Annotated in this window: 7 protein-coding genes; all 7 read right to left on the minus strand. The window is 59.7% G+C overall.

Features of this window, described 5'->3' with window-relative positions; translation table 11 throughout:
• Positions 1-12: 12 nt before the first annotated feature.
• Positions 13-639 carry a hypothetical protein gene (locus B0E33_RS31205; protein ID WP_206051428.1) on the minus strand — a complete coding sequence of 209 codons (627 nt, stop codon included), beginning with the start codon at positions 637-639 and terminating at the stop codon, positions 13-15.
• A 21-nt stretch (positions 640-660) separates the two neighbouring features.
• Positions 661-1965: a YCF48-related protein gene (locus B0E33_RS10230; protein ID WP_077291147.1), complete on the minus strand. Its 1305-nt coding sequence runs from the start codon at positions 1963-1965 to the stop codon at positions 661-663.
• A 40-nt stretch (positions 1966-2005) separates the two neighbouring features.
• The gene (locus B0E33_RS10235) at positions 2006-2827 is read right to left on the minus strand and encodes a matrixin family metalloprotease (RefSeq protein ID WP_156912375.1); all 822 of its coding nucleotides are present in this window, start codon (positions 2825-2827) and stop codon (positions 2006-2008) included.
• 135 nt (positions 2828-2962) lie between these two features.
• Positions 2963-5050 (minus strand): phosphatase PAP2 family protein, encoded by a 2088-nt coding sequence (locus tag B0E33_RS10240; RefSeq protein WP_156912376.1) that lies wholly within the window; start codon positions 5048-5050, stop codon positions 2963-2965.
• Positions 5051-11271: 6221 nt separating this feature from the next.
• Complete coding sequence (locus tag B0E33_RS10265) at positions 11272-11673, minus strand: single-stranded DNA-binding protein (protein ID WP_077291153.1); 402 nt, start codon at positions 11671-11673, stop codon at positions 11272-11274.
• Positions 11674-12379: 706 nt separating this feature from the next.
• Positions 12380-12796, minus strand: a complete 417-nt coding sequence (locus B0E33_RS10270) for a hypothetical protein (protein ID WP_077291154.1) — start codon at positions 12794-12796, stop codon at positions 12380-12382.
• Between the two features lie 157 nt (positions 12797-12953).
• Positions 12954-13889, minus strand: coding sequence for a DUF2493 domain-containing protein (locus B0E33_RS10275; protein ID WP_077293222.1), 936 nt, complete (start codon positions 13887-13889; stop codon positions 12954-12956).
• Between the last annotated feature and the right edge of the window lie 319 nt (positions 13890-14208).

Raw genomic sequence — 14208 nt, forward strand, 5'->3', positions numbered from 1 at the left:
CGCACCGCTTGGTCAGGCCGGCTTGCCAGCGTCGATCCAGCGCTTGAAAAGGGCGATGTCCGTCTCCGGCCATTCCCCGTCGCAGGGCATGGTTCCGTCTTCAAGCCGGGCAAGAATACGATCGGCAGCCTTTGCGACGTCCTCGTAGACGTGAAGGTCGAAGCCGCTGATTGCCTTCATCACCGCCGCGTCCCGCACGCGGAACAGGGGTTTGATGTCGGCGTCGAAACTCGGCGATGCGATCTCGCCGCCTGACGTCGATGCAACCAGTCGCATTTCCGGCATGCCCTTGGGGGCCTTTCCGACAAGAGCGGTCTTCGCGTTTGCAGCGGCGTGAATCCGGACACCGGTCAGAGGTTGGTCCGGTCCCCAATAATTCTCGACATTAGCCAGGAGAATATCCGCGCTGACCGGGACAAGGACCGGCAGGACGATCTGCCCCGGCGCCGCGGGCGTCCCGACCATGTCACAGTCCAGAATGCCGTCCGCGGGTGGCTGGACATAGATGAAGGGACTGAGCCCGATGTTACTCCAGCCGCTGCTGCTGGTGCGACCGGTGGCCATAACCAGAAGTTTGGACGGAAGGCTTTTCAGAAGTGTCAGATCAATTAGATCAACACTGTAAATTCTCGTCGACATGGCTTGCCTCGCTGTGCTGGCTTATTTCCGACTGCGGTGGTGAACGATCTGGCTGACTGAGGTGTCATCCGTAACGATCCGGACGATGAAACTGCCCGGATCGCTTGTCTCGCCGCGTTCATCGGCGAAATCCCAGGTGATCTTGCGTGTCCCGGTGGCCGGAGCGGTCTCGGACAGAAGGTGACGGACTTCCCGGCCGAACCGTTCCCAGATCCGGACCTCCAGCCTCTCGGTGCCTTCGGGAACATCGATGTCGAAGGTGACTACGTTGTCGGCCGCCAGTTCGGTCGGCGGGACGTGCACCATGTCGCGTCGGATGGGCGCCTCCGCCAGCTTGTAAACCGTGTCGCCGCTCGCATAGGCCACACGGACCGGGTCACCGATAAACCGGAACCGGTTCAGTCGAAATCCGACATGGTTGGCGTTGTTCCAGGTCTTGCCACCGTCGAGGGTTTCACTTGTGTAGCCACCCTGGAAAAACAGGTCCCCCCAGCCCCCTACCCAGCCGACGCTGTCATCGAGAAAGCCGATACCCTCCAGATTGGCATTACGTTGTCTGTCGTTGATGGCCAACCTTTCCCAGGTCTGCCCCAGATCGTTGGAACGCAGGATCGCACCGTCATGGAGGTTCTCCAGGGACACCAGCAGGGTGCTCTCGCCAAGCTTCTGGATTTTCCAACCCCATTCCCCCCGGGGAAATTCCCCGATGCCGGTATTGACTTCGATCGCGTTGCGCCATGTGGCCCCGCCATCTTCGGTGGCAAGCACGACAGGCACGACGTCACGCCGCACCGTGTCCCTGTCCGGGTGAAGAACCTCGTCCACACCTCCGACAACCCAGCCTGTACGCTCGTCCTGAAAGAAGATGTCGACCAGGAGTGCCGGCGTGAGCCCGAGATCAAGCAGTGTCCATGTGTTTCCCCCGTCCGTACTGCGCAACACGCCGGCGGTCTCGTCGGGGTAATTGGTGCCGGCGGCGAAAACGACGTCGTCGGTGACCGCAATCAGTCCACATATGCGGGCCGGGCTGTTGTCGGGCAGGCCACGGACCGGTTGCCACGTCTCGCCACCATCCTCCGTTGCGTAGAGCCTGTGTGGTCCCGACAATGTGCCGATCCACCCGCGCATCGGCGAGGAAAAGGTGACGCAGCGAAGATAGCTGTCTGGGAAAAGCTGCAATTCCTCCCAGGTCTGCGCACCGTCCCTGGTACGGAACAGCTTGCCGTCCGAGTTCACCGCCCAGCCAAGCAGATCATCGTGAAACCAGACATCATCCGTTCGCGAGTTCGCCGTCGGCAAGGGTGTGGGGTACCATGTCAATGACACGTCATTGTCCTCCGGTTGTGTATTTTACTTCCGGCTGCACTCACGCTTGAGCGGCCGGCTCCCTCACCCGGGCGGCCACGGCTTCAGGCCGCCGGGAAATCCGGGTCTCGCTGAATGGGCGCATCAACTCGACCGGCGTGCCGTTGATTTCGAGCAACCGGCCGGACCAGACATGGGAATAGAGAACCATCAGGTCCGAGCGGTCCGTGTCGGTGAGACGGCTATCCGGGCCGTAGTTCATGATCGAAAACCGCTCGTGCGTTCCGAAGATCTCGCTGGGAAATGCGGCTTCACCCGTCTTGGCGAAGAAATGGCGAAGCCCGAACACATGCCCCAATTCATGGGCCATGGTCTCGATCTGTTCCTGGCGGCTTTGCTCGAACAGCAGCGGATACAGCGTCAGTCGATGCTGTCCGCCGTCGGGGAAAAAGGCGCTGGCAAGCGTGCAACGTTGTGCGGCATCACAATCGTTTTGCGATGACACGACGATTTCAAAGTCCCAGGGCTGCTGTGCCTCGGTGAATTTCACGGGTACGGCCGGTCCCCACTCGAGCAGAGCTTCACCAAACAGTTCGCGCACAAATCCCTTGACGGCCTCGGGATCGAGAAACCGGGTCAGGGATTGCTCGTTGAACCGCCAGTGAAGCGTCACGTCCCGGCCCCAGAGCGGGATGAACCCCTCGCTCGCATCCACCACCAGTTCTAGTGGCGACCTGTTTTCGGGTGTCGCGTGACCCATGCTGTCGGTCACGCACCTGGCGCCGCCATGATAGATGTGCGTCAGTTCTTCCTCATCTCGCGCGCAGTCGCGCACGTCGCGCAGTGCAAACTGGCTGCGTCCGGATGTCTTTTTCTTGACCATCTTGATGTCCCCCGCGTGGCAGGTTTCTGGATGCTGTGGATGTGGCCGATGGGGCCGGAACCCGGCGGTAGGAATTTCCCGGGCGATATCGTTCCGCCGGGCAGCGCGCCTGAGCGCCGCCCGGCGGAACGGGGCTCATTGCCGCGGTGTGGCCGGAGCGGCTTCCAGGTGGCCGTGCCGGTTGATCCTGACGGCGTCGACCTGTTGATCCGGACCGATCGAACTGCCGCTCAGCAGGCTTGCCGGCAACTTGCGACGAACGAGGAGAGGAACCGTCATGGAGACATTTTCCGCGGACTCGTAGGCCAGCATCTGTTCACGCAGGATGCCGATCGTGATTGCCTCGCCCAGCAACGCGGATTCGATGTAGTCGGTGTAGTAGTGAACCCCGGCGATGTTGCGCGCGTTCGAGATGTTCCAGAGAAGCTTGTTGAGCTCGCCTTCGAGGGTCAGTCCCTTGCCGACCGCGACACCCAGCAGATCGATACTGGTGTCTTCGGCACCTGTCCCGCAGTCGGGCACAAGCGCAGTCCCACCAGGTTCGACCAGATAGGCCGGCTTGTCCGGATGGTCGGGATTGCGCATGTTGAAGAACGCCTTCAGCAGTGTCACGCAAGCCCCCGCTACGGTTGCGTGTCCCGCGCCATAGGCCGGGTGCATCGGGGATCCCTCTGGAAAAGCCATCGGCAACAGCCATTTGGCGATGTCGTAGTCTGACGGATCTTCCCCGTTCTGGCTGGCGTTGTGTTCGCGGATGTCCGTCAGGATGTCTTCCAGGGGCGGCTCCGTCCCGCCACCATTGGGAAAGCTGTAGGTGGCGAACGTCCGGCCGAGCTGGGCGCGTACGCGTGCTTCGGCAGAATCGCCGCCGGTCTCGAACGGCTTGCTCGCGTGTTCGCGGTTCGGGTCGTAGCCCGAATAGATGGTGTGGAACAGGGCGCCGGCCGCCTCGGGCCGCAAACGACGGTGCACCGTGAACTTCTGTGCCCGGACAGCCTTCAGCGCCCGGCTCGACACTTCCGTCAAGAGCGTCAGAAGATGCGGACCACCAAACAATGCGAACGGTTCCCGGTTCCAGCGCGGCGTGTCGTTGCCTGTCTTGCCGTGATACGGAATTCCCGGGTCGAAACTGTATTTCTCCTGCAGCAGGATCAGGGCCGCGTTCAGATAGGCCTGGTAGAGCTGGTCGTCGTGGACATAGGTCGCCATGTCGCGCAGGCGGCTCATGGTTCGGTACTGGACCTTGCCGGCAGGTGCCAGATACTGGCCGATCCCGACAAGCGGCCGCGCGTTCAGGGCGTTTTGCACGTCCAGCCAGTCGCGCCAGGTGGTCATGTAATCCTTGCCGGGCTTGGCAATCCTGACCTTCTGATCGATACGCTGTGCGCCATAACGAATGACACCTCCCGCCCGTCCTTCGGTGTCGCGCGTGCAACCGCCATCGCCCATCACCATAAACTGTGACAGGAAGGGCGAGTGCCACGGATCTTCACCGAGACCCCGGAAAACGGTGGAGGGCGTCATCTCGGTTCCGAACCGCCTGCGCGCACGATGCTCCCGCGCGGCCGTGTCCAGTCCGTTTCCAACTCCACGGAACCAGCGCATACCGGAAAGACGCTTGGCCGCGTCACCGACGTCGCCATTCGCTTTCTGCAGGCGCCCCTTGGTCGCATTCGAAAGGACAGTGCCATCGGCCTTGGTCAGGTCGCCGACCAGGCTGTCGTCCATGAAAGCCGCCACCGGCCAATCGCGCGACAGCGCCATCTGGTAGATTTCGGCCATCTCCGCCGCGAATTCGGCGGAACCCGCCTTCGGTGCGGGTGGCATGGTGACAGCAAAGGGATCCGGCCCCTCGAGAACGTAGGCATGGCCTGCCGTGGGGCTCTCCCATTCCCGATAGGTCTGCTTGTCCGCCGGACATTCCAGGCCGTCGAAATCCGACTGGCTGGCACCGTGGATCACCTGCAGGTCGACATTGAGCGGAACCATCTGGAAAACGGTCGGATCTGATGTCCGGGTGCCCTCGGCAAACAGCTCGAAATCGCCCGGATGGTCCAGCAGCCCATTGTCGAGGTGCAGCAGCCCCTTGGTGAAGCTGAAAACATACGGGAACTGCTCATCCTGATTGGAAAGATGCCGGTCCTGCGGGTTTGCAGTGGAAAGCGCGGTCGCGCGGTTACGAATCTCAGCGGCTTTGGTTTGCCGGTCGGGATCAGGGAACATGTCATGCCTCCGGTTCAAATCGGTGCGGAAAGCATGATCGAGATGCTGTGAGCGCAGCATGAGTGCACCATGAGCACTGCGTGAATATTTCGTGAAAAGTGCAATTACAGGGAGTTGCGACTAAAATTTACATGGATATCCGCCGTATACTGCCGCTACGGCAATGGGCTGAACGGGCTGGTTCACGAGCCGAAGTCACGAGAGTGACTGCCGGCTGCCGGAAATGCCGAACCAGAAGCAATTTTGAAATTCGATATCCAACCGGATGGGCTAAAATGATTTCCAGATCTTTATTTTCCTTCTCTTCGCGCAAGCCGTTGCTTGTCTGCGGTTTGCTGATCGCGGTCGGCATCGATACATCCGCCGAGGCCGCGGAAGTGTGTGCCGGCTTCAGGATGCCGAAAGAGCATTGTCCGGCAGTGGACCTCAGTGTATGTGGCCCGAAAGATCTCAAGTGCCGGGCCGAGCGGCTGATGGCCTGCCCGTCACTCCAGGCACCGCCTTCGGGATATGAGCCCTACCAATTGAAGATCGATTTTCCGCAGACCGAACCCGAGGTGGAAGAACGGCCCTGGCTGAAGTTCGCCCCCTTCAAGGCAGGGTCGCTTCAGGAACGGGCGGACCAGTCCAGAGCCTACCTGTCGGCTGTGCTCTCCTATGTAATGGAAGGAAACAGGGAGGTTGATTGGCGCGTAGAGAAAAACGAGGTGCGTGACTGGTACTATGCACCCTGGATGCATTTCGATGGCGCCAATGGCCGGGAACCTCTGCGCGGCCTGACCAGGGAACTCTGCTCCGCGCCGGGCGTGCTGCACTCCCTGCAGAAGACACCGACGGATTCCTGGGCGGTGGGTTTCTACAACGCTCCCGGCGGCTACCAGATCGGCCAGGTCTGGAAGTCCTGGGTCGAAGCTGCAACCTGTCCTTCCGAACCGGCGGAACCGGTCGACATCGGTTTCCCGGAAGGCACGGTGTCCTTCAAGCTGCTCTTCATCACGGCCACTGCCGATCAGGTCCCCTTTCTCAAGGAGGCGCCGGGATGGGAAGCCTACATCTTTCCGACACCGCCGAAACCGGAAAGGGATTTCTGCGACGCCGGCTATGTACAGGATGTGCACGAACTCCGGCTGCTCCAGCTTGACATCGCCGTCAAGGACACGCGTTCCGGCAATTCGACCGGATGGACATTCGGGACGTTCATCTACATGTATGATGACAAGATCACGGACGTCTGGGAAAGGCTGAAGCCGGTCGGGCTCCAGTGGGGCAACGATCCTCAACGGGAACAACAGGACCTGGCTGGTCTCGAGCCCTCGAAGTGGTGGCAGGTGCCCCTGCTTGAAGGCTGGATCAACCCGGAAGTCGCCGCCTTGTTCCGCTCTGAAGGCCGCGAATGGCTTGGCCTGCACGGGCGGCTGAACGGCCCGGTCGACAACTGGAAATCCGGCTGCACGTCCTGTCACTCGGCCCAGGCCGTCGGTCACAAAGAAGGCGATAGCATTCTGGAGCGCCCGGGCGAAGACACGCTGCCATGGCACGCATGTGGAACGGCTGACCCGAAAATAGGTGAACCGTGCGAGGTGAATTCTCTTTTCACGAAATTCTTCGCCAATCGAAGAGGGGACGTGTCCTACGAGCCTGGCTACCTGCCCCTGGACTATTCCCTGCAACTCGCCAAAAGCCTTCAGTTCTACGTCGACTGGCTGAATTCGGCTCGAGTTTCAAACACCTCCACAGGGAGCTACACCAAGTCCGACGGCCCCTACCTGACGGGTTCCGAAACCGGCACCTACCAGGATCTGCAAATCGAGGTTCCGGCCCCCAAGGGCGCCAATATCCGCCGCTAGCCCTATTGAAGTCGGCGTCAGATATCGCGTTTCAGGTCACCTGCACGACCGGTACCCTTCCCGGCCCCTGCGTTTGAATGAAAAGGACCGGGATGAGTACTCCCCGGAGCTCACGATCAAGACAAGGCGGACTTCACGCGGTCTGCAATCTCCTTGACATGTTCGTGCGTGAACCCCTGGTGGAGGGTCATGCAGATGGACGTATCATGGTAGAACTCGGCATTCGGGAGCTGGATATTGTTGTAATCGTACTTCCGTCCCGAGACGACTTCCGCAGGCCACACGCCGCCCGGGAAAAAGGCCTTCTGCTGAACGACGGGATAGCGGTGAAGCAGGTTCTGATATCCCCGAGACGCATCCCATCTGCCGCTGGCGTCAAGCAGAAGCCTTTCAAGTACGGCTTCCCGGGTCGCATTGTCTGCGAGACGGAAAGTAAACAGGAAATAGGAAGACGAGGAGTCCCCGGGGTCTGATTGGGGCACGACACCGGGAAGTCCGGCCAGCAGATAGCGCAAGGCATCACCTGCGGCCTTCCGGCGCGCCACGAGATCGGCGAGCCTCGGCAATTGGTCGAGCGCAAGAGCGCTTTCAAGTTCGTTCAGCCTGTAATTCAGCCCGATGCGATGGTTCTTGACGTTCTTGCCGGAGTCCGGCGAATTGAGCCGATCCCAGTATTTGTCGGCAAAATGGTGACACTTTTCAAACAGTGCCCGGTCCCGGGTGGCAACGAAGCCTCCCTCACCAGTGGTGACATGCTTCCAGTGATTGAGACTGAATGCTCCGAGGGTCCCGAGCGTACCGCAGGGTTTCCCCTTGTATGTCGCACCAAGTGCCTGCGCCGCATCCTCGATCACCGGGATGTTTTTTTCATTGCAGAGTGCAAGGATCGGATCCAGGTCAACTGGCGTTCCCGAATGGTGCATCACGATGACGGCCTTGGTGTGCTCGGTAAGAACCGCCTGGATTGTCTCGGCGGTCACCATGCCGCTGTCCCGGTCCACATCGGCAAAGACCGGAATGAGGTTCTGGAAGATCGCGGGCATCAGCCCGCCGACATCCGTAATCGGCGGTACGACGACTTCCATACCCGCATCGATTTCGAGGCTGGCGAGAGCGGTATGAATGCTGGCCGTGCCCGAGGACGTCGTAGCGACGTAGTCGATATCAAGATGGTTCCTGAACGCTTCAATTGCCTCGTCCGCAAAGGACTTCGTACCGTCGAATCGTCTGTAAAACAGATGATTTGAACTCAACACGCTTCCTATAACATCAAGTGTTTTCTGATCGAACCGGGCTGGAAGCGGCGGTGTGCTTGTCATGACGTCCTCCTTGAAAATTGCTAAAAACCGGAAGGTTGCTGAATTTCCTCCATCAGCGGCAAACGCCGCAGGGTTGTAACTGGATAGGTCGGATCAAGAAATTTCGATGCTGTGAAATCAGGCTCGTATCGCTGCATGGACGTGATTGACCTGTCCGAAGCCGGCGCATGGTGCTGTCTCAGGGTCAGTGCGATTTCATAGCGCCTCACCGAGACAAATTCCGGCTTCATGAACAGCGCCATTCTGGCGTGTGCGAGCGCCTTGTCGTATTCGGCTAGCGAGGCAGCGGCCATGCAGGCAAAATGCTCGAAGAAGAATTGCTGGTAACTGCCGGTGGCAAGCCTCACGGACCGCTCCGCAGCTGCATAGCTGTCTGTCTGCGCGCCATTGACCGCAAGGGCGTTAGAATACATGGCCCAGCTGAGCGGATTCGAGGCATTCGCGTTGACAGCGCTTTGCGAGAGTTGCAGCGACGTGCGCGTGTCGCCCTCGTGAACATATTCAAGTTGTGAGGCAATCGCTTGAACCGTCACGCTCTCCGGTGAATACCTATAGGCTTCAACGGCCAGTTCCTGCAGGCTTGCGCCTTGCCCGAAATCGAGGCGGCGATGCTGGAAAAAGGCAAGGTTTCTCAGGAAGGCCCTCCAGGCGAGATGCGCTCCATGCGGCGTGATCTCGAAGGCACGCTGAAGCAGTTGATCTGCGGATGCCAGACTGTCCCAGTCCAGCTGGAAGATCCTTCTGTGCGCACGACGCGCCAGCACGGAAGCGAACTGGGTGGCGGAGAGTTCGGATTTCGGGTCAGAAATCGCGTCCAGAACTTTCTCGGACGCGCGAAAACAGAACCTGTCGAAGCTGAGGGATGTTGCCGCGTCCGCAAAAAGGGCCGGCACCAGCGCACCCTCGGACCAGAGCTGCATTCCGCTGGTCGGCAGGAAGGTCGAGAAGGACATGTAGGTCGCGTCATCCGCGGAATTGACGCAGACGCGAAGCGCAACGCAATTGCGGTTCCTGTTCGAGCTTTCCAGAACAAAGCCCGTTCCAGCGATGACAATGATGTCATGTTCCGAGAGCTGATTGTGCAGCCTGTCCCTTGCGAGTTGCAGGATCAACTGGTTGTCGCTCTCGTCGCCCGACACGAATTCAAGGATGATTACGGGCTTGTCGCTCCGGGGTGCCGTAAAGTCAGGGACCGTGTGGGAGTTTTTCCCGAGCAGCATTCGAATGTCACGCAGCAGATGCTCAAATTCACGATCCTTGATTTCGTCCAGACCTTCAAAGACATCCGCGCGAAGAGTGACATGAGAGTCCACCGGCGGTGTTGAGAAATCAATCTTGATCCGATCCCGGTCCAACGAAACGACTGAGCCGTCGGTGAGCAAAATATCTCGATGAGGTCCGAGTGCAGTTCTGATGTCGCTCAAGGCTCTGCGCAGACTTCCTGCGGCCTGCGCACTCTGCCGATCACTCCATAGCCGTGTTTGCAACCAGGAGCGGCTTCGCGCCTGATCAGGCGCAACCGACAGGAGCGCGAGCACCGCGCGCGCTTTCGCGCTGCGCGGAGCGTGCTCTTTCCCGTCTTCGTCCAGTATTCGGAACTGTCCTACAGCGCACAGAGTTAACAAATTCGCCCCCAAGCGATACAACCTGTGATAACTATATAAGCAGAAATTCGGTAAACTGTCTAAGCCTTAGATAGATTGACGTAAAGTAACACTAGAAAGTAGCATGTATTGATATTTGCATAATCTAAGGTTGTATTTCAGCTTCGGCTGCTTCCCAGTACTTCCAGCGCGCGGCCACATGCTGGAAGGAACGTTCTGCCGAAGACCGGGCACCCGGGATAACATAATGTTCCGGCTATTGAGCCGGGGGTTTCATGGCTTACAAATTGATCAAGGGCGAGTTTCATATCTTTTATCCCGACCTTCCAAGACAAGGTCCGGAACCGGACGGCGACACCCTGAAATTCAAACCTTACAATCGGTCCTTCGTGGAAACGCTTTGGCGACCCGGTGTCCCCAGACCCGGTTTCAACGGACGCGACATGATCAATTTGCGCTTCGAGGGCCTGGACGCGCTCGAAACGCATTTTTCCAACGGGCATCAGAACCTTGAACTGGCGGAAGCTTCGCGTGATTTTCTTCTCGAAGCCGCCGGCTACGGGTCGGTGGCCTTCTGGGATGACCTGCCCAACAAGGTCAAGTCGGTTCAAAACCACCCAGTGCCTGGATACATCATCTCGAATGGCCTCGACGGTCACGGCCGCATTGTTGCCTTCGTCTATTTCGGTGAAATCGAAGAAGCGGACGGAAGTGAACTCCATCTCGACCCAGCCCGCGTTGCACAGAGCTTCAATGCTCTCAGCCTAGCAAATGGCCAATCCTATCCATTGTTCTACATGTCTCTTCCGGTTGACCTCACTCGGCCTCTAGGCGCCATTGCGCGCGAGGCGCGCAGCAACGGCGAAGGCCTTTATCCGAACGACGCGTCACTACCTGGAAAGACCTTTGAGGTGACGCTCCAAAAGTACCAGCAGCTCGCGATCTGGCTAAACTATTCCGGCGACTGCACAACTATTTCTCCGACGAGTTCTTCGACCTGTCCGGCTTTGACACATGGCTGAGAGCCGACTTAAAGGATCGCGGCGACCGTGTATTTTTGCCGGAAAATTATGATGCGCATTTTCACAATGTCGTCGAGGTGATTTCTCCAACACAAATGCGCCTGAAGGTGGATCCTACGGACATCGTCATAGTACCCGACGATTTTATCATGCCGGACCTGGGTTTGCATCCCAGCTAGACTACTCGAGTTGGCTTATTTTCCTATTGTTCTCGACGACGCGTTAATTCTGTTCACAGTGTCAATTACATAATTAAATTTAACCAATGGATAGTAGTCGTCTGATTCGCAACAACTGAAACAAGACATTCGGATTTCGGCCCCGTTTCAGTCATTCGCAACGGATACGATTGACGCCAAGTAGAGACAATGCAATTTGACTCCAAAAAAGAGCCCGGCGAATTCCTCCGTCGGGCTGAAGATACCCGCCTCAAAACGGGATTTCATCCTGGTCACCAGGCTCGTCGCCTTCGGTCTCGGTCTGCTTCGCCCGACTCAGGAAATCGACCGTCTCGGCGATGATCTCACAGCCGTAGCGGTCGACGCCCGCCTGATCAGTCCACTTGGTGTAGTGAATGCGGCCACGGACCATGACCTTCATGCCCTTCTCGCAATATTCCTGGACCGTCTTGCCGAGACCGTTGAAGCAGGTGATGCGGTGCCATTCGGTGTCCTGGACGCGGTGACCTTTGTCATCACGGATCACCTTGCCTTCGGAGTAGCGCGGGCGCGAGGTGGCAAGGGTGAAGTGGGTGATGGAGGTGCCGCCCTGGGTGATGCGGGTTTCCGGGGCCTGACCGATGTTGCCGGCGAGAATGACGATGTTCTGCATTTTAGTGTCTCCGTTGCTTCAACCGGAGGAACCGTCCCTCCGATGATGCCCGGCCAAGACCGTCGGGAGAAGCCTGCACGGATGCCCATGGCATCCGCTCGACCCCCAAGACGGGACGTGGTGCGGGCAGGCGCGGCACGCGACAACACGGGTCCCGCCGCGGGGGTTGCCGGCCGAAACCGAACGGGCTTAGGGGATCACAGAAGAGGAGGGATAGGGTCTTTCGGGAAAGCGTCCTTGGAGACGTGGTGCGGAAACATCATTCCCGCTGGCAGGATTGCATCGGTTGCCTCGGCCACCCCGGCGACAATCGCGGTGCCGGGCCACGTCGTTATCCGCCACCTGCGCCGCAACTCCCGCAGTCAGTAGACGCGCGCGAGTAGTTTCGCGTTTGGACACCTGACACCGAACTTGTCGGAAGTCCGCAACGAAACGGCGCGCAGTATTGCGGAAATGCATGAAGTTTGGGTCCGGTGCGGTGGCGGCACCCACTAACCCGTGCCGGCGCGCAACGTCCTTTGGCACTGCGGAGATATTCGACACCTCGAACCCCACATCCGGCCGGGGCAGGCCAGAACCAGGTGGAGAGGCAAAGACCGGTTGTTAGTCGCTCGGGAACGGAAGGTCCCAAGGTCCCGGCGAGGTGTCCGGCGTCTCTGCCATGCGAAGCAGCGGATGCCTCATCAAGCCTTTACCTTGTGCCTGGTTACCGGGACAGCACATTCTCACCGAGCGCGCTGTGATTGATGATCGCGGCGATTGCCACGATCAACCCGCAAGCTCCGCAGAGTAGATTGAGCGCGAGCGCGGAGTCGAGAGCGTGTTTCGCGACCCCATGAGCAAGCGCATAGCCCGCGACCGCCGCCGGTGCGGCGAACATCGTCAGCGCCGCAAGGCGAAGAAGCGGGTTCCTGGCAAAACCCAGGACCGCGATCACCAGACCGACAGAAAATACTGCCCCACCAAGTGCCGCGAGCGCCGACAGGCCAAATCCAGCTCCAGCGGCGTGAACGTGCTGGAACACCGTGGTCCCGGCCATGACCGGCAGCGCGTAGATCGCGAAGTTGAAAGCGAGCACGCAGAGCATGATGGAAAGAGAGATGACGAGCAGAATAAGCGTCATGACAGCCTCCGGCGTCAGTGATTTTGAGGGATCACGTCAGGCTGCCGATGGATACGCTCCGCCTGCGACTATGCTGCTTCGCCGGTTCTGCAAGTCTGATCATTTGACTTCAGGACGACGTCCGGGGTCAAGGGTGTCGAAAACGAAAAGGGGGCGCTCACGCGCCGCCCTCGTATTTCAGGATGGGGATGCCGAGCTTGCGGGCCTTGTCGGCTAGGTTTTCCTGGATGCCCGTGCCGGGAAAGACCAGAACGCCGATCGGGAGCGCGTCGAGCATGGCGTCGTTTCGCTTGAAGGGCGCGGCCTTCGCGTGTTTGGCCCAGTCGGGGCGGAAGGCCACCTGCGGCACCTTGCGATGGTCCGCCCAACGGGAGGCGATGAGTTCAGCACCTTTCGGCGAACCGCCATGCAACAGCACCATGTCCGGATGCTTGGTATGGACCTGATCGAGCCTTGACCAGATCAGGCGGTGGTCGTTGAAGTCGGTCCCGCCGGTGATCGCGACCTTCGGCCCCTGCGGCAGGAGCACCTCCGCCTCAGCCCGGCGTTTCGCAGCGAGGAAATCCCGGCTGTCGATCATCGCCGAGGTGAGGTTGCGGTGACTGACCCGCGAGCCGTTGCGGGGCTGCCAGGGCTTGCCCTGATGGCGCTCGAAACCTTCGACGGAGAGGTCCCGGAAGAGCTCCAGCGCGTTCCTGCGTTCGATCAAGCTCTGCCCCTCGGCTGTCAGGCGCTCCAGTTCGACGGACTTTACCTCCGAGCCGTCCTGTTCGCGCTGCAGCCGGCGCTGTGCCTGCTCGTTGTCGTCGAGATCGCGCTCGGTGCGCGTCGTGGCGCGGTGAAAGAGATTGACCGTGCCCCAGAGCAATTCGTCGAGTTCGGGTTCGAGGCGTGTTTCGCCGAGTGTCGCGATCAGGGCGTCGAAGATGTCGGCGACGGCGCTGGAGACCATGCTGTCCTCGGGGAGCGGCCTCGGATCGGGTTCGTCCTCGAACGGACGCCAGCCGTAGAGCTGGAGTTCGGCGAGGACGTGACCAGTCTGGGAGGAACTATGGACTGGTTCATTGGCTGCCAATTCGTTTAAATAGGTCATTTCGGGGTGCCTCGTCGGGTGAGCCGCGCCCATCGCGGCCTTCGTGGCAGCGACCAGCCCACAGGCGGGACGGCCGGGCAGCCCGAGAGAAGCGAGGGTCCCGATGGCCAAGCCCGGCTATTTTGCCTCGCGATGCAAAGCGCCTCCCTGGAGGCGCGGCGGAAAATAGCCGGAGCGCGGCCATTGCCCGGCCGTCCCGTTTGTGGGCCGCCTGCCCTCTCAAGAAGGCCGTGGGCGGCGACGTGTCCGACGAGGAAGACCGGGAGGACCGGATATGACAGGAGGGCAGCAAGCGGCCCGCCACGGTCCTGACCTGTCG

It is taken from the genome of Roseibium algicola (assembly GCF_001999245.1).
Classification (GTDB): domain Bacteria; phylum Pseudomonadota; class Alphaproteobacteria; order Rhizobiales; family Stappiaceae; genus Roseibium; species Roseibium algicola.